General features: G+C 71.6%; 16 protein-coding genes and 1 rRNA gene. 13 read left to right on the top strand and 4 right to left on the bottom strand.

Translation table 11 applies throughout. The features are described 5' to 3' along the window. Position 1 precedes the first annotated feature (1 nt). On the top strand, positions 2 to 715 hold the full coding sequence (locus HAV40_RS30425; protein WP_166387347.1) for a pyrimidine reductase family protein: 714 nt from the start codon (positions 2 to 4) through the stop codon (positions 713 to 715). Between the two features lie 179 nt (positions 716 to 894). Here HAV40_RS30425 and HAV40_RS30420 read toward each other — a convergent pair whose 3' ends face one another. After that, a complete protein-coding gene (locus HAV40_RS30420; protein WP_166387345.1) occupies positions 895 to 2,157 on the bottom strand; it encodes an MFS transporter in 1,263 nt (420 codons plus the stop codon). Next, complete coding sequence (locus tag HAV40_RS30415) at positions 2,154 to 2,744, bottom strand: winged helix-turn-helix domain-containing protein (protein WP_166387344.1); 591 nt, start codon at positions 2,742 to 2,744, stop codon at positions 2,154 to 2,156. Before HAV40_RS30415 ends, HAV40_RS30420 begins: the two co-directional genes overlap by 4 nt. A 109-nt stretch (positions 2,745 to 2,853) precedes the next feature. Here HAV40_RS30415 and HAV40_RS30410 point away from each other — a divergent pair, with 109 nt between their 5' ends. The 9 genes from HAV40_RS30410 (at position 2,854) to argH (ending at position 11,285) form a co-directional block, all read left to right on the top strand. Further along, positions 2,854 to 3,534 (top strand): TNT domain-containing protein, encoded by a 681-nt coding sequence (locus HAV40_RS30410; protein ID WP_203671760.1) that lies wholly within the window; start codon positions 2,854 to 2,856, stop codon positions 3,532 to 3,534. Continuing rightward, a complete protein-coding gene (locus HAV40_RS30405) occupies positions 3,531 to 3,782 on the top strand; it encodes a hypothetical protein (protein WP_166387320.1) in 252 nt (83 codons plus the stop codon). The genes HAV40_RS30410 and HAV40_RS30405 overlap by 4 nt, the downstream gene beginning before the upstream one ends. 69 nt (positions 3,783 to 3,851) lie before the next feature. Further along, a complete protein-coding gene (gene argC / locus HAV40_RS30400; protein ID WP_166387340.1) occupies positions 3,852 to 4,865 on the top strand; it encodes an N-acetyl-gamma-glutamyl-phosphate reductase in 1,014 nt (337 codons plus the stop codon). Positions 4,866 to 4,920: 55 nt separating this feature from the next. After that, positions 4,921 to 6,078 (top strand): bifunctional glutamate N-acetyltransferase/amino-acid acetyltransferase ArgJ, encoded by a 1,158-nt coding sequence (argJ, locus tag HAV40_RS30395; RefSeq protein ID WP_166387338.1) that lies wholly within the window; start codon positions 4,921 to 4,923, stop codon positions 6,076 to 6,078. Next, complete coding sequence (argB, locus tag HAV40_RS30390) at positions 6,075 to 6,959, top strand: acetylglutamate kinase (protein ID WP_166387336.1); 885 nt, start codon at positions 6,075 to 6,077, stop codon at positions 6,957 to 6,959. The genes argJ and argB overlap by 4 nt, the downstream gene beginning before the upstream one ends. Further along, entirely contained in the window at positions 6,953 to 8,269 is a 1,317-nt protein-coding gene (locus HAV40_RS30385) for an acetylornithine transaminase (RefSeq protein ID WP_409364998.1), read from the top strand. The genes argB and HAV40_RS30385 overlap by 7 nt, the downstream gene beginning before the upstream one ends. Further along, complete coding sequence (gene argF / locus HAV40_RS30380) at positions 8,266 to 9,213, top strand: ornithine carbamoyltransferase (protein ID WP_166387332.1); 948 nt, start codon at positions 8,266 to 8,268, stop codon at positions 9,211 to 9,213. The genes HAV40_RS30385 and argF overlap by 4 nt, the downstream gene beginning before the upstream one ends. Further along, entirely contained in the window at positions 9,210 to 9,746 is a 537-nt protein-coding gene (locus tag HAV40_RS30375) for an arginine repressor (protein ID WP_166387330.1), read from the top strand. The genes argF and HAV40_RS30375 overlap by 4 nt, the downstream gene beginning before the upstream one ends. A 126-nt stretch (positions 9,747 to 9,872) precedes the next feature. Next, a complete protein-coding gene (gene argH, locus HAV40_RS30370; RefSeq protein ID WP_166387328.1) occupies positions 9,873 to 11,285 on the top strand; it encodes an argininosuccinate lyase in 1,413 nt (470 codons plus the stop codon). 138 nt (positions 11,286 to 11,423) lie between these two features. Here the strand turns inward: argH and HAV40_RS30365 are convergent, their stop codons facing one another. Next, positions 11,424 to 12,335: a hypothetical protein gene (locus HAV40_RS30365; protein ID WP_166387326.1), complete on the bottom strand. Its 912-nt coding sequence runs from the start codon at positions 12,333 to 12,335 to the stop codon at positions 11,424 to 11,426. Between the two features lie 30 nt (positions 12,336 to 12,365). On the opposite strand from HAV40_RS30365, the gene HAV40_RS30360 reads away from it, so the two are divergent. Next, on the top strand, positions 12,366 to 13,037 hold the full coding sequence (locus HAV40_RS30360; RefSeq protein WP_166387547.1) for a DNA-3-methyladenine glycosylase: 672 nt from the start codon (positions 12,366 to 12,368) through the stop codon (positions 13,035 to 13,037). 127 nt (positions 13,038 to 13,164) lie between these two features. Here HAV40_RS30360 and HAV40_RS30355 read toward each other — a convergent pair whose 3' ends face one another. Next, positions 13,165 to 13,818 (bottom strand): hypothetical protein, encoded by a 654-nt coding sequence (locus HAV40_RS30355; protein WP_166387324.1) that lies wholly within the window; start codon positions 13,816 to 13,818, stop codon positions 13,165 to 13,167. 141 nt (positions 13,819 to 13,959) lie between these two features. Between HAV40_RS30355 and tyrS the strand changes: the two genes are divergently transcribed. Then, a complete protein-coding gene (gene tyrS, locus HAV40_RS30350; RefSeq protein ID WP_409364997.1) occupies positions 13,960 to 15,228 on the top strand; it encodes a tyrosine--tRNA ligase in 1,269 nt (422 codons plus the stop codon). A 564-nt stretch (positions 15,229 to 15,792) separates the two neighbouring features. Beyond that, positions 15,793 to 15,873, top strand: a 16S ribosomal RNA gene (locus HAV40_RS30345); the annotation flags it as partial.

Here is a 15,873-nt window from a genome sequence, read left to right as displayed (position 1 = left end):
TATGCGCAGGCTGTCGCCCGATCCCGCCGGTGAGCTGCCGGACTCCGACCTGCTCGCCGCCTATCCGCGTACCGACTCCCCGCTGCTACGGGTCAACATGATCACGTCGCTGGACGGGGCGGCCACCCTGGAGGGCCGCTCCGGCTCGCTGGGCGGGCCCGCCGACCAGGACCTGATGAAGCGGCTGCGGATGCAGGCCGACGTGGTCGTGGTCGGCGCGGGCACGATCAGGGTCGAGGGGTACGGCGCGACCCTGATCGACGCCGACGCCCAGGCCTGGCGGGTCGCGAACGGGCTCACCCCGCACCCGCGCTTCGCCGTGGTGACCCGCGGCGGCGACGTACCCGCGAAGTTCTTCGCCGACCCGCCCGCGCGCCCGATCGTCATCACGCACGCCGCCGCCCCGCACGACTTCCCCGAGGCCGCCGAAGTGATCGACTGCGGCGACTCCTCGGTCGACCCGGCGGTCATGGTCGCCGAACTGGCCACCCGCGGCCTCACCCAGATCCTCTGCGAGGGCGGCCCCCACCTGCTCGGCAGCCTGCTCGCCGCCGACCTCGTCGACGAACTCTGCCTCACCGTCAGCCCCACCCTCGCCGGCCCCGGCTCCGTCCGCATCGTCTCCGGCCCCCCGACATCCCCTCACCGCCTGCACCCCGCCCACGTCCTCACCGACGGCACCCACCTCTACCTCCGCCACACCCGCACCCCCTGACCACCGGCCCCCGCTGACCGCCCGCCCCCCGCTCCACTAGCGCCAAGCCGCGCCGCGCCGGTCTAGCCACGCGGTTCGCGCCAAGCAAGATCGCTGTTTCGGGTCAGAACCTCGGGTCTAACCAGAGGTTCTGACCCGAAACAGCGATCTTCGGCTCAGGCGGTGGCGGTGGTGGTGGCTCAGGCGGCGGCGGGTTCGGGGACGGGGCTGGATGACTTGACGGGGGTGTCGGCGCGTAGGTGGCGGACGCTGTGGTTGGCGAGCATGCCGGTGACGGAGAGGGTCATCAGGGCGGCGGCGCAGAGCAGGGCGTTCTCGGTGCCGATCCAGCTGTCGAGCGGTCCGGCGAGGACCTGGCCGACGGGGATGGCCAGGAACGAGCCGAGTATGTCGTAGGAGTACACGCGGGCGAGGCGGTCGGCGGGCACGTGCCGTTGCAGGGACGAGTCCCAGGCGATGGCGAACTGCTCGGCGGCGACCCCGGCCAGGAAGCCGCTGACCACCAGCACCGGCAGTGTCGGCGACGCGGCCAGTGCCACCGTCGGCAGCGCGTAGCCGAACATCGCCACGCACCCGACCAGCAGTGGCCGCCGCACCCGCAGCCGCAGCGCGAGCACGGCCCCGGCGACCATTCCGGCGGTCTGCACGGCGAGCACGATGCCCCAGCCGGAGCGTTCGATGGTCCGGTCGGCGATGGTGGGCCCGAGTACGCCCATCGCGCCGGAGTTGGCCGCGTTGATGAACATGAAGGCCAGCACGATGGTCCATACCCAGCTGCGCGAGGCGAACTCGGTCCAGCCGACGCGCAGCTCGTGCAGGGTGCTCTCGCGCGGGGCCGTGCGGTCGCGCACCTCGGGCACCCGGACCAGCGCGAACGCGAGCCCGCCGAGCGCGAACGTCGCGGCGTCGGCGGCCAGGCCCCAGCCGGGGCCGACGGCGGCGACGAGGATGCCGCCCAGCGCCGCGCCCCCGATCATGGCGGTGTTGCCGCCGAGCCGGTTGAGGGCGTTGGCGGGGGTGAGCTGGTCTGCGGGCACGGTCTGCGGCAGCAGGGCCGCGGTCGCGGGCATGGCGAGTGCGCTGACCACGCCGTTGATCGCGCTCAGGCCGATGAGCAGCGGGACCGTCGCGGTGCCGGTGAGCACGAGGGCGGCGACGGCGGCCTGGGTCAGGGCGGCCAGCATGCTGGAGCCGACCATGACCAGGTGCCGGGGGAGCCGGTCGGCGAGCACGCCGCCGAACAGTACGAACAGCACGTTGGTCAGTGACCGGGCACCGACGACCAGGCCGAGCGCTACGGGGGAGTCGGTCAGGTCGAGCACGGCGAAGGCCAGCGCGATGGGCGCGACGGAGTTGCCGAGCAGGCTGATCACCCGTCCGGTGACCAGGTGGCGGTAGGGCTTGTGGCGCAGCGGCGCCAGCGAGTCGCGGAAGGTGCTCACGGCTGCTCCTCGGGGGTGGGTGTGGCGTCGCGCATGCGGAACAGGGCGATGGAGGCGCTGACCCGTACCGTGCCGGGGCTGTGCGGGCGCTGGGCGATGCGGTGCAGGTGCTCGCTGGCCTGGGCGACGCGGTCGCGGATCTGCTTCCATTCGTCGAGGTCGACCCAGAGTTCGGCGTCGGTGAGGGTGCCGACGGACGCGGGGCCGGTGACGATCTCGCGGGCGCGGCGCTGGAGTTCGGCGGCCAGCGCGGCGTAGATGATCTGGACGTCGTCGGGGTGCGGGTGGTCCTGGTCGGCGCGGGGTGTGAACGCCTGGTTGACGTCGTACCGGTAGCGCTTGGCCTGCCCGCCGCGGATCTTCTCCTGCCCGGCGACCACGATCGAGCCGCTGCCGAGCAGCAGGCGCAGGTGGTAGCTGGCGTTGGCGTGGGTGATGGCGAGTTCGCGGGCGATCTCGGCGGCGCTCATCTCCGCTCCGGTGAGCAGGGACAGGATGCGCAGCCGGATCGGGTGGGCTAGGGAGCGCAGGTCCCCGGTGACGGTGCGGCCGGACGGCGCCGGATCGGGCTCATCTCCCAAAGACATGTTGGGGAGTGTAGACCACCAAACGTTTCTTGGGGAGTGCCGGGACAGCAACCCCGTGGCCCGTACGCCCGTTAGTGATCATGCCTATTGCTTCACTAACGGGGGTTTTGTGAAAATCCGTATCCTGCTCGCCACGGTCGCCGCGGCGCTGCTCGTCCCGCTCGCCCCGGCCGCCGACGCGTCCGCCGCCCTCGGCTACGGCCGCGGCGAATGCCGTCCCGGCACTCCCGCCGTCGCCCCGGCGACCCAGCGGTTCTACGACCCGGCCCAGCCGGAACTGGGCCCGAAGCCGCTGCCCCGCTCGGGCGTGGTCGGCCCGCTGCTGCACGGCTACCAGCGCTTCGGCACGCTGACCGAGGCCGACTTCGTCGCGCAGTTCCGCGACGGGGCCAACTGGGTCTACCCGCCCAACGACGGCTTCATGACCCACGGCGACATGGTCGACCGCAACCCGCTGCAGCTGACCGTCGGGGCGCGGCTCGACCGGTTCGGCTTCGCGGGCGGCTCGTTCCTGGCCCCGGTGCGCACGCCGTACGCCGACCGGGCGCTGCCGCCGCAGAACCTGAACACCCCGCAGGACGCCCCGCAGGCCAACTACCACGTGTACTGCGTGGCCAAGGCGTTCACCGTGGACGCGGGCATGACCGCGCCCTGGTTCGGCCAGCCGGGCCTGGGTATGCAGTACAAGCTGATGCCCGGTTACCTGCCCGAGGCGGGCACGCAGCTCAGCGTGACGTGGCTGCTGACCAACGGCTACCTGGTCGAGGAACTTCCGGCGGTGCGGGGGTGATCCCGGATCGGCACGTGCTCGTCACCGCGCTGCTCGAAGCGGGTCAGCCGCCGGAGTCCTTCCAGGTGCCGGGCGTGCACGAGCACGTGCCGATCCCCACCGACTTCTGGTTCCTGCGCCCGGCCGGGGGTGGCTGGGAGCTCGGCTACTACGAGCGCGGGGTGTACGACGTGCGCGAGGTCCTGCCCGCCGAGGCCGTCGCCTGCACCCGGTTCTACGAGATGGTGACCGGTTTCCCGGATGAGTGACGCGTACCTCATTTGCATGAACATGCACCGGGTCGTATGCTCATGGCGAATGTTTATGCGGAGGTGGGTATGGGAATCCGGATCGGCGTTGCCGGGGCCAGCGGATATGCGGGCGGTGAACTGCTGCGCCTGATCGCCGCGCACCCCGAGTTCGAACTCGTCGCCGCCACCGCACACAGCCAGGCGGGCAAACCCGTGGCCGCGGTGCACCCGCACCTGACCGGGCTCGACCTGACCCTGACCGAGACTACGCCCGAGGTCTTCGCCGACGCGGACCTGGTCTTCCTGGCCCTGCCGCACGGCGAGTCCGGGGCCGTGGCAGCGAGCCTGCCCGCCGGGGCCAAGGTCGTGGACCTGGGCGCGGACCACCGGCTGCACGACGCCGCCGCCTGGACCCGCTACTACGGCGGCGAGCACGCCGGGGCGTGGACCTACGGCCTGCCCGAGCTGCCCGGTCAGCGGGAACTGATCGCGGGCTCGTCCCGGGTCGCCGCGACCGGCTGCTACGCCGTCGCCACGATCCTCGCGCTCGCGCCGCTGCTGCACAGCGGCCTCGCCGAGCCGAAGGATGTGGTCGTGGTCGCCGCCTCCGGCACCTCCGGCGCGGGCAAGTCCGCCAAACTCCACCTGCTGGGCAGCGAGGTCATGGGCGACCTCAGCCCGTACAAGGTGGGCGCGCACCAGCACGTGCCGGAGATCAAGCAGGCCACCGGCGCTACGAGCCTGTCGTTCACGCCGGTGCTCGCGCCGATGCCGCGGGGCATCCTGGCCACCGTCACCGCCAAGCCCACCAACTGCGACATCACCTCCGGTGTGGTGCGCGCGGTGCTCGCCGAGGCCTACGGCGACGAGCCGCTGGTACACGTGCTGCCCGAGGGCGCGTGGCCGCACACCGCCGCCACCCTGGGTTCGGCTTCGGCACACCTGCAGGCCACCGTGGATGTCGACAGCGGCCGGATCATCGTGGTCAGCGCGATCGACAACCTCGGCAAGGGCGCGGCGGCGCAGGCCGTGCAGTGCGCCAACATCATGTTCGACCTGCCGGAGACCTCCGGCCTGTCCGTCTTCGGGGTCGCACCGTGAGCGCGAGGAACGTAGCGGAGCGGAGTCCCGCAGTCGTGAACGAAAGGGCAGCACAGTGACCGTGACCTCTCCCAAGGGCTTCCGGGCCGCGGGTGTCGCCGCCGGGTTGAAGAGCGGCGGCGCGCTCGATGTGGCGCTGGTCGTCAACGACGGCCCCGACGCCACCGCCGCGGGCGTGTTCACCGCCAACCGGGTCAAGGCAGCCCCGGTGCTCTGGTCGCAGCAGGTCCTCAAGGGCCGCGCGGTCAAGGTCGTGGTGCTCAACTCCGGCGGCGCGAACGCCTGCACCGGTCCGGGCGGTTTCCAGGACACCCACTCCACCGCCGAGTACGTCGCCTCCCGGCTGGGCGGCATGGGCGCGGGCCAGGTCGCGGTCTGCTCGACCGGGCTGATCGGCGAGCGGCTGCCGATGCCCAAGCTGCTGGCGGGCGTCGACGGCGCGACCAAGGCGTTGGCCAAGGCGGGCGGCTTCGCCGCGGCGGAGGCCATCATGACCACCGACACCCGGGCCAAGGTCGTCGAGGTGGACAGCGGTGACGGCTGGACGGTCGGCGGCATGGCCAAGGGCGCGGGCATGCTGGCCCCGTCGCTGGCCACGATGCTGTGCGTGCTCACCACCGACGCGATGGCCGGTGGCGACGCCCTCGACGAGGCGCTGCGGGAGGCCTGCCGCCTGACGTTCGACCGGCTGGACTCCGACGGCTGCATGTCGACCAACGACACGGTGCTGCTGCTGGCCTCCGGCGCGTCCGGCGTCGAGCCGACGCAGGAGGAGCTGACCGCCGCGGTCACCCGGGCCTGCCAGGACCTGGCCCAGCAGTTGCTGGCCGACGCCGAGGGGCACACCAAGCAGATCGCGATCGAGGTGGTCAACGCCGACTCCGAGGACGACGCGGTGATCGTGGGCCGCGAGATCGCCCGCAACAACCTGGTCAAGACCGCGCTGTTCGGCAAGGACCCCAACTGGGGCCGGATCCTGGCCGCGGTCGGCTGCACCGATGCCGTCTTCTCCTCCGACGAGCTGGACGTCGCCATCAACGACGTGTGGATCTGCCGGGCGGGCGCGGCGGCCGAGGACCGCAGCAAGGTGGACCTGTCCGGGGTCGAGGTGCGGATCACCGTGGACCTCAACGCCGGCGACCACAGCGCCACGGTGTGGACCAACGACCTGTCCCACGCGTACGTCCACGAGAACTCGGCCTATTCCTCATGACGCCGCAGGACAGGGCCGCCGCGCTGGTCGAGACGCTGCCGTGGCTGACGCGGCTGCACGGCCAGACGATCGTGGTGAAGTACGGCGGCCACGCGATGACCACGCCCGAGCTGCGCGCCTCGTTCGCGGCCGACATGGCCTACCTGCGCGCGGTCGGGCTGCGCCCGGTCGTGGTGCACGGCGGCGGGCCGCAGATCTCGGCGATGCTGGACCGGATGGGCATCGCCTCGGAGTTCAAGGGCGGCCTGCGGGTCACCACCGCCGAGGCGATGAGCGTGGTCCGCATGGTGCTGCTGTCGGTCGGCAAGGACCTGGTCACCGAGATCAACGGCCATGGCACGTACGCGGTCGGCCTGTCCGGCGACGACGCGGGCCTGTTCACGGCCGTACGCCGCGGCACGGTCGTCGACGGTGAGCAGGTCGACCTCGGCCAGGTCGGCGACGTGCTCGCCGTCGACACCACGCTGGTCGACGGGCTGCTGGCGGCCGGGCACATTCCGGTGGTGTCCACGGTCGCCCCGGACGTGCACGGCGTGCCGCACAACCTCAACGCCGACACGGCCGCCGCCGCGCTCGCGATCGCGCTCGGCGCGCGCAAGCTGATCGTGCTCACCGACGTGCCCGGCGTGTACGCGAACTGGCCCGATACCGACAGCCTCATCTCCCGGATGACGGCCAAGGACCTCGACGCGCTGCTGCCCACCCTGTCGGCGGGCATGGTGCCCAAGATGGAGGCGTGCCTGCGCGCCGTACGCGGTGGCGTGCCGTCCGCGGTCGTCGTCGACGGCCGGGTCCCGCACTCCACCCTGCTGGAGATCTTCACCGATGAGGGGTTCGGCACCATGGTCGTCCCCGATGACCTGGACGGAACGGGATCATGACGCTCACGCAGCGGTGGCAGCAGTCGCTGATGGACAACTACGGCACCCCGCCGCTGGCACTGGTCAGCGGGTCGGGCGCGGTCGTCGTGGACGACGCGGGGCGCTCCTACGTCGACCTGCTGTCGGGCATCGCCGTCAACGCGCTCGGCCATGCCCACCCGGCCGTCGTCGCCGCCGTCACCAAGCAGATCTCCCAGCTCGGGCACGTGTCGAACCTGTTCGTCGCCGAGCCGCCGGTCGCCCTGGCCGAGTTGCTGCTCGCGCTGACCGGCCGCCCCGGCCGGGTGCTGTTCGCCAACTCGGGCGCGGAGGCCAACGAGGCCGCGTTCAAGCTGTCCCGGCGCACCGGACGCACCCACGTCGTCGCCTGCGAGCAGGCCTTCCACGGCCGCACCATGGGCGCGCTCGCGCTGACCGGCCAGCCCGCCAAGGCCGACCCGTTCCGGCCGCTGCCGGGCGAGGTCACCCACATCCCGTTCGGCGACGTCGAGGCCCTGGCCGCGGCCGTCACCGAGCAGACCGCCATGGTCATCATCGAGCCGATCATGGGCGAGGCGGGTGTCGTCCCGGCCCCGCCCGGCTTCCTCGCCGCCGCCCGGGAGATCACCGCCCGGCACGGCGCGCTGCTGGTGCTCGACGAGGTGCAGACCGGCGTCGGCCGCACCGGCCACTGGTTCGCCCACCAGGCCGAAGGCGTCACCCCCGACGTCATCACCCTGGCCAAGGGCCTCGGCGGCGGCCTGCCCATCGGCGCGATGATCGCCTTCGCCGACGGCGCGTTCGCTCAGCGGCACCCCGGCGGCGCGGCCGCGCTGTTCACCCCCGGCCAGCACGGCACCACGTTCGGCGGCAACCCGGTGGCCTGCGCGGCGGCGCTCGCGGTGCTGCGCACCATCGCCGCCGACGGGCTGCTCGACCACGTCAAGCGGGTCGGCGAGCAGATCCGGCGCGGCGTCGAGGCACTCGGCCACCCGCTGGTCGGCGGCGTACGGGGCGCGGGCCTGCTGCTCGGCATCGTGCTCACCGCCCCGGCCGCCCCGGCCCTGCAGAAGGCACTGCTGGAGGCCGGTTTCATCGTCAACGCCGCACAGCCCGACGCGATCCGGCTCGCCCCGCCGCTGATCCTCACCAGCGCGCAGGCCGACGCGTTCCTGACCGCGCTCGGCGCTGCCCTCGACCTTGTCGCGTCCGCGACCCCCGCCGAGGCTGCGACAGCCCCACCCGCCCCGACCGGCCGGCCCGAGACGACCGCGCAATCCGCGATCGTCGCCCAGGCCGGTGCCCCCACCGAGACCGGAGCCTCCGCATGACCCGGCACGCCGCCAACCCGAGCAGACGGCACTTCCTGCGCGACGACGACCTGACCTCCGCCGAGCAGGACCAGGTCCTCACCCTCGCCCAGGCGTACGCCGAGGACCGGCGCGGGCACCACAAGGCCCTCGACGGCAAGTCGATCGCCGTGCTGTTCGAGAAGCCTTCGCTGCGCACGCGGGTCTCGTTCGAGGTCGGCATCTCCGAACTCGGCGCGCACGCGGTGCTGATCGACGCCACGAACACGCACTTCGGCCGGGGCGAGACCATGTCGGACGCGGCGAGGGTGCTGTCGCGCTACGTCGACGCGATCGTGATCCGGACCTTCGAGGACACCCGCATCGAGGAGCTGGCCGCCGCGGCGACCGTGCCCGTGGTCAACGCGCTGACCAACCACTTCCACCCCTGCCAGGTGCTCGCCGACCTGCAGACCGTCCGCCAGCGGCTCGGCCACACGCAGGGCCGCACGCTGACCTACGTCGGCGACGCGGCCAACAACATGGCGCACTCTTACCTGCTCGGCGGGGCGGTCGCGGGCATGCACGTGCGGATCGCCGGGCCGTTCGGGTTCACCGCCGACCGGGCGATCCTGGCCCAGGCCGCCGAAATCGCGGCCCGCACCGGCGGCTCGGTCACCGAGTACACCGAGGCCAAGGAGGCCGTGTCCGGTGCCGACGTGATCGCCACCGACACCTGGACCTCGATGGGTCACGAGGGCGACGGGCTGGACCGGATCACCCCGTTCCTGCCGTACCAGATCAATGCCGCGCTGCTCGCCCACGCCGACCCCGACGCGATCGTGCTGCACTGCCTGCCCGCGCACCGGGGCGAGGAGATCACGGATGAGGTGATGGACGGTGCGGCGAGCGCGGTTTTCGACCAGGCTGAGAACAGACTGCACGCGCAGAAGGCGCTGCTGACGTTCCTCATGGAGCACGCATGACCGCGCCGATGACCCGTACCGCCCGGCACGCCCGGATCGAGGAGCTGATCCGCGGCGGTGCGGTGACCTCGCAGACCCAGCTCGCCGAACTGCTCGCGGCCGACGGCGTACAGGTCACCCAGGCGACCCTGTCCCGTGACCTGGAGGAGCTGGGCGCGGTCAAGGTGCGCGGCAGGGACGGCGCGCCCGCGGTCTACCTCATCCCCGAGGACGGCCACCCCGCGCTGCGCCCCGCCGCGATCGGCCCCGCCCGCCTGATCCGCCTGCTCCGCGAGGTCCTCAACGGCACCGACCACAGCGGCAACCTGGCCGTCCTGCGCACCCCGCCCGGCGCCGCCCACTACCTGGCCAGCGCCATCGACCGCAGCGGACTGCCCGACCTGGTCGGCACCATCGCCGGCGACGACACCATCTTCGTCGTGGCCCGCGACCCCGTCGGCGGCGAAGCCCTCGCCGCCAAGTTCGCCACCTGGGCGGGCCTGGACACCGCCGGCCCCGACGACCTCATCATCGTCGACGACGACCCCTCCTGACCCGGCCCCCACCTCGTCGATCATGAACTTGTGGACGTGTTCGACGGTGTGCCCCCACCCTGGGGCCGTGCTCGACCCGCCCGAACCACCGGCCGCGATCACGCGGCCAGACAGGAAGGACCAGCAATGACCCGGCTCTGGGGAGGGCGGTTCGCGGACGGACCCGCCGAGGCGCTGGCACGGCTGTCGGTCAGCGTGCACTTCGACTGGCGGCTCGCGCCGTACGACCTCGCGGGGTCGCGCGCGCACGCCCGTGTCCTGGCGGCGGCGGGGTTGCTCGACCCGGACGAGCTGGGCAGGATGCTCGCCGCGATCGACGACCTCGATGCCGCCGTGGCGACCGGAACGTTCCGGCCCACCATCGAGGACGAGGACGTGCACACCGCGCTCGAACGCGGGCTGCTGGAGCGCCTCGGCGCGCTCGGCGGCAAGCTGCGCGCCGGGCGTTCCCGCAACGACCAGGTCGCCACCGACCTGCGCCTCTACCTGCGTGACCACGCCCGTGACCTGGCCGGGCGCATCACCGAACTGGCCGACGCGCTCACCGAGCAGGCCGCGCGACACGTCGACACCCCCGCCCCGGGCATGACCCACGTGCAGCACGCCCAGCCGGTCACCTTCGGGCACTGGCTGCTGGCCCACGTGCAGCCCCTGCTGCGCGACCTGGACCGGCTGCGCGACTGGGACGAGCGCACCTCGGTCAGCCCGCTCGGCGCGGGCGCGCTGGCCGGTTCCGGCCTGCCGCTGGACCCCGGCGCGGTCTCCAAGGAGCTGGGCTTCAAGACCTCGTTCGCCAACTCCATGGACGCCGTCAGCGACCGTGACTTCGTCGCCGAGTTCCTGTTCGTCACCGCGCTGCTCGGGGTGCACCTGTCCCGCCTGGGCGAGGAGGTGGTGCTGTGGACGTCGTACGAGTTCGGCTGGGTCGAGCTCGACGACGCCTTCGCCACCGGCTCGTCGATCATGCCGCAGAAGAAGAACGCCGACATCGCCGAGCTGGCCCGCGGCAAGGCAGGTCGCCTCATCGGCGGGCTGGTCAACGTGCTGACCATGCTCAAGGGCCTGCCGCTGACGTACGACCGGGACATGCAGGAGGACAAGGAGCCCGTCTTCGACGCGCTCGACACGCTCACCCTCGTGCTGCCCGCGCTCGCCGGAATGATCTCCACCATGACGGTACGGGTCGACCGGCTCGCCGCGTCCGCGCCCGTCGGCTTCTCGCTGGCCACCGAGGTGGCGGACTGGCTGGTCCGCAAGGGCGTGCCGTTCCGCGACGCGCACGAGATCACCGGCCAGCTGGTGGCCCTGTGCTCGGTGCGCGAATGCGAGCTGCACGAGGTGAGCGACACCGACCTCACCACCGTCAGCGAGCACCTGGACCCGTCGGTCCGCGACGTGCTCACCGTCAAGTCCGCCCTGGCCGCCCGCACCACCCCCGGCACCACCGGCCCCGGCCCCGTCGCCGACCAGCTCGCCTCGGTCCTCGACCAGCTCAAGACCTGGCACGCCTGGGCCGAAGAGTCCGTCGTCCCCCACTGACGCGAGCGGCGGCTTTCAAGATCACTGTTTCGTGCCATGGTCTGCGGTCAGAACGCAGATCATGGCACGAAACGCCGATCATCACCGGCGGGCCGCTCGGGCCCGGCCCCGCCCTGACGCGGCGCGGGACGGCGGCGGTCAGCGGCGGCCGTAGGCGCGCAGGGTGAGCAAGCGGTCCACGGCGACGATGCCCTTGGCTTCGCGTTCGGCGAGTCGCCAGGCGTCGGCGTCGACCTCGGACCAGTTCCAGGTGAGCGGCCACGAGCCGTCCGGCAATTGCAGCCCGACCAGGTAGTCGAGGTTGGCCGCGATCGAGGACTGGTCCACGGCGGAAGACAGCGGCGAATCCGGCGTATGCGCCACGTCCAGCGGTTGCAGCAGATACTCCGTCCACGCCTGCGGCCGGTTCTCGACGAGCCTCGCCGCGGCCCGCCGCAGCGCGGTGACCGCCCGCAGCCGCGCACCGTCCGGCAGCTTCCCGGCCTGGACGAACAACTCCGCCGCGGTCAGGTCACCGCGATCCAGCGTGCTCTCGGCCCCCGCTTCGAGCCTGCCCAGCACCGCCTCGGTCAGCGCGGCCAGCATCGCGCGCGGAACCAGCTCCTGGTACTCCCACAGCGCCCCGGCCAGGCCCGCCGTCGGATTGAGCAGACACCCGCCGAAGGTGGCGCCGATGTCCGCGTACGCCCACCACGGGGCCCGTGGCGCGTCCTCGGTCTGCGGCGGCACGATCCACCACCGATGCCCGGCTGCGTCGTACGTGTCCAGCAGGTAGCCGACCATCCGGCGGACCAGCGGCTCACCGGCGCCCGCGCCGACCTCGTGCAGCACCGTGGCCGCGCACCACGTCGCCACCGCCGACGACACGGGGGTACGCAGGTCAGGCTCCAGGGCGTGGCCGAAGCCGCCGTCGTCGTTCTGGTAGGCCGCCAGCTCGTCGAGCACCGCCCGCGCCGGGCCGGACGCGAAGTGGAACCGCAGCCGGGCCCGGTCCAGCGGCCGTCCCTGCTCGAACACGAACCGCTCGCCCCGCGTGAAGACAGTCGACATCCGCCGATGGTCCCCGACGGGTACGACAGCATGGATTTTGCCAACGGGCACACGGCGGAGTTTCCTGGTGGCGTGGACTACTCGCTGCTCGACGCCCCCGCCTCCCGGATCACCGACACCGCGCGTGGCCTGCTCGGCTGGGAACTCGAAGCCAACGGCGTACGGGTCAGGATCACCGAGGTCGAGGCGTACGCCGGAGTCGGTGAGGATCCCGCCTCGCACACCCACAACGGCCCCACCCCGCGCAGCTCGGTGATGTTCGGCCCGGCCGGGGTGCTGTACGTGTACTTCGTGTTCGGCATGCACTGGTGCATGAACGTGACGGCGGGGCACGAGGGCGAGGCGGCCGCGGTGCTGCTGCGCGCGGGCAGAGTGATCGGGGGAGCGGAGCTGGCCCGGTCGCGGCGGGGGCCCGTCGCCGACCGCGAGCTGGGACGGGGACCGGCCCGGCTGTCCGTCGCGCTGGGCATCGACGGGACGGCCAACCGCACCTCGCTGCTGGACGGGACCGGCCCGGCGCGGCTGTTCCCGGCGACCGTGCCGGTCGCGCCGGAGTCGATCAGATCCGGCCCGCGCGTGGGCGTCGCGGCCGCACACGACCGGCCCTGGCGCTTCTGGGTCGACGGGGACCCGTCGGTGAGCCCGTATCGCCGCCATACGCCCCGCCGCCGGGCCGGGACCGCCCCGCCCCGCACGCCGTAGCCGGTTGGCGGGTGCTTCCGCACCCGGTTTTGCATAGACGCTGGCCTATGACATCGAGTTCGATCTTCTTCCAGTCGATGTCATAGGCCAGCGTCTATCAAGGAGTGGAGTGCGCGCGTTGGGTGGATCACGCCGCCGGGTCGGAGCGGAGGACCGCACCCACGCCCTCGTCGAGCTGGACCTCGCTGGCGTTGACGATGATCAGCTCGGCGTCACTGAGGACGGCGGCGCGGACCAGCGCGTCCTCGGCCCGTACCGGATGGGCGCGGGACGCCCCCAGCTGCCGCAGCCGCTCCTCGCTCGCCGACAGGTCGGCGGGGGAGTCACCGATCCAGACCCGCGCCTTGGCCAGCACCGACGGATCCAGCAGCAACGCCTCGACCTGCCGGTTCTCGAACGCGGCCAGGGTGTCGGCGACACCGCACGCGGCGGGCTCGGCGGCACTGTCCGGCAGCGGCTCGCCGTCACGCTTGGCCAGCAGCGGCGTCACGTGCGGCAGCGGCGCCATCTCGGCGCTGTCGGTGCACAGCGGCTCCGGCATCGCCTCCGAGTAGTGCACCCGGCCCTGCGCGGCGAACACCGCCAGACCGTGCCGCTCGCGCGGCCGCTGGTACTGGGCGAGCGCGCCCTCCAGTGCCAGCAGCGTCGGCTCGTCGATGCCCTCTTCCAGCAGCGTCTCCCGGGCGGCCCGCCAGCGCAGCTTCAGTGCTGCGGCGGTCGCCTCGGTGTGGTCGGTCCCGTCGATGTACAGCGACGCCCACGGACCGGGGATGTCATACATGGCGCGAAGAAACGACAGTTCCATGACCGCGCTATGCCCGCCCGCCATGCGCCGCAACCACGCGATCGTGCCATGTTCGCCGAGCGCGAAGGCCCGGCGGCGGGCAAACCGGTTGTCGGCCGGTCAGCCCGATGCGCGACAATCGACGGCGTGACCGACATCCTCGATGATCTGCAGTGGCGTGGCCTGCTGCAGGACTCCACCGACCTGGACGAGCTGCGCAAGCACCTGGCTGAGGGGCCGGTGACGTTCTATGTCGGGTTCGACCCGACCGCGCCCAGCCTCCAGGTCGGCAACCTGGTGCAGGTGCTCACCGCGCGCCGGCTCCAGCAGGCGGGGAACATTCCGGTGCTGCTCGTGGGCGGCGCGACCGGCCTGATCGGCGACCCCAAGGCCGAGGGCGAGCGCTCGCTGAACTCGGAGGAGACCGTCGCCGGCTGGGTCGACAAGATCCGGCGGCAGGTCGAGCCGTTCTTCGCGTTCGAGGGCGCCCACGCGGCCCGCATGGTCAACAACCTGGACTGGACCTCGCCGCTGTCGGCGATCGAGTTCCTGCGCGACGTCGGCAAGCATTTCCCGGTGAACCAGATGCTGGCCCGCGAGGTGGTCAAGGCCCGGCTGGAGAGCGGCATCAGCTTCACCGAGTTCGCGTACCAGATCCTGCAGTCGCACGACTTCCACCAGCTGCACGAGCGCTACGGCGTGACGCTGCAGCACGGCGGCTCGGACCAGTGGGGCAACATCATCGCCGGGATCGACTTCAACCGGCGCAAGGGCGTACGCGGTGTGCACGCGTTCACCACCCCGCTGATCACGCGCGCCGACGGCACCAAGTTCGGCAAGAGCGCCGAGGGCATGTCGGTCTGGATGGACCCGAGCATGACCAGCGCGTACGCGTTCTACCAGTTCTGGTTCAACGCCGCTGACGCCGACATCGTGAACTACCTCAAGGTGTTCAGCTTCCGCACCCGCGCCGAGATCGAGGAGCTGGCGCGGGAGACCGCCGAGCGCCCGTTCGCGCGGGCCGGGCAGAAGGCGCTGGCTGAGGAGCTGACCACGCTGCTGCACGGCAAGGACGAGTGCGAGCAGGTCATCACGGCTTCGCAGGCGCTGTTCGGCCGTGGTGCGCTGACCGACCTCGCCCCGTCGACGCTGCGTTCGGCGCTGGCCGAGGCCGGCCTGGTCGAGGTCGACGAGCTGCCGAGCGTGGCGGTGCTGTTCAAGGAGTCCGGCCTGGCGGCCAGCCTCGGCGAGGCGCGGCGCGCCGTCACCGAGGGCGGGGCGTACGTCAACAACGAGCGCGTCACCGATGCCGACGCACCGGTGTCCGCGGACCTGCTGCTGCACGGCAAGTACCTGGTGCTGCGCCGTGGAAAGAAGACCATCGCGGGCGCTGAGCTGCTGAAATAGGCAGTTGACCATGATGTGACGCGGGACGCGTCCCCCCGATTTGCGGGCGGCGGCGCGTCCCGCGTAATGTTCTCTCTGCCAGCGCGGAACGGACAAAACAGCCGAGACCAGAAGGTCGGAGCAAAGAGGCCGGAGCGCACCGGGTGGGGCCGATTTGATCGGCCGAAACCAACCGGGTATGGTTACCGAGCCGGTGACGAGCCGGGCGGATGAGCTCGCCGAGAATCTTCTCGGAGGAAGCCGTCGGCCGGGTCGCTGGTTCTCCTCGATCCTCGTTCGGACCTCAGCGGTTCAGCGTGTTCGAGGTGTCCAAACGGACGAACCGGCCAGATCCGAAAATTCGGATTTGACACGGAACGACCGGATGGGTAAGCTGGATGAGTTGCCCCGGAGACGGGCCAGGGAGACCTGGAACGGCGCGGTGTGTGCTTGTTCTTTGAGAACTCAACAGGGCGCTATTTAAGCCAAGTGCCAATTTATTGGCCATCCTTTGGGATGGTTACTTTGGTATTAAACAATCTGGACATTTATGTCGGGTTTGTTTTTTGCCGGGTTTTTGAATTCTTTTTGGAGAGTTTGATCCTGGCTCAGGACGAACGCTGGCGGCGTGCTTAACACATGCAAGTCGAGCGGAAAGGCCTTTCG

This window comes from Catellatospora methionotrophica (assembly GCF_011297335.1).
GTDB lineage: Bacteria > Actinomycetota > Actinomycetes > Mycobacteriales > Micromonosporaceae > Catellatospora > Catellatospora methionotrophica.
The sequence above is the reverse complement of the archived record's forward strand: the minus strand, read 5'-3'. Positions and strand labels throughout refer to the sequence as shown.

Coding starts and splice junctions, on each gene's coding strand:
- HAV40_RS30425 (WP_166387347.1), top strand. CDS start 2: ATGCGCAGGCTGTCGCCCGATCCCGCCGGTGAGCTGCCGGACTCCGAC.
- HAV40_RS30415 (WP_166387344.1), bottom strand. CDS start 2,744: ATGTCTTTGGGAGATGAGCCCGATCCGGCGCCGTCCGGCCGCACCGTC.
- argC (WP_166387340.1), top strand. CDS start 3,852: ATGGGAATCCGGATCGGCGTTGCCGGGGCCAGCGGATATGCGGGCGGT.
- argB (WP_166387336.1), top strand. CDS start 6,075: ATGACGCCGCAGGACAGGGCCGCCGCGCTGGTCGAGACGCTGCCGTGG.
- argF (WP_166387332.1), top strand. CDS start 8,266: ATGACCCGGCACGCCGCCAACCCGAGCAGACGGCACTTCCTGCGCGAC.
- HAV40_RS30375 (WP_166387330.1), top strand. CDS start 9,210: ATGACCGCGCCGATGACCCGTACCGCCCGGCACGCCCGGATCGAGGAG.
- argH (WP_166387328.1), top strand. CDS start 9,873: ATGACCCGGCTCTGGGGAGGGCGGTTCGCGGACGGACCCGCCGAGGCG.
- HAV40_RS30365 (WP_166387326.1), bottom strand. CDS start 12,335: ATGTCGACTGTCTTCACGCGGGGCGAGCGGTTCGTGTTCGAGCAGGGA.
- HAV40_RS30360 (WP_166387547.1), top strand. CDS start 12,366: ATGGATTTTGCCAACGGGCACACGGCGGAGTTTCCTGGTGGCGTGGAC.
- HAV40_RS30355 (WP_166387324.1), bottom strand. CDS start 13,818: ATGTATGACATCCCCGGTCCGTGGGCGTCGCTGTACATCGACGGGACC.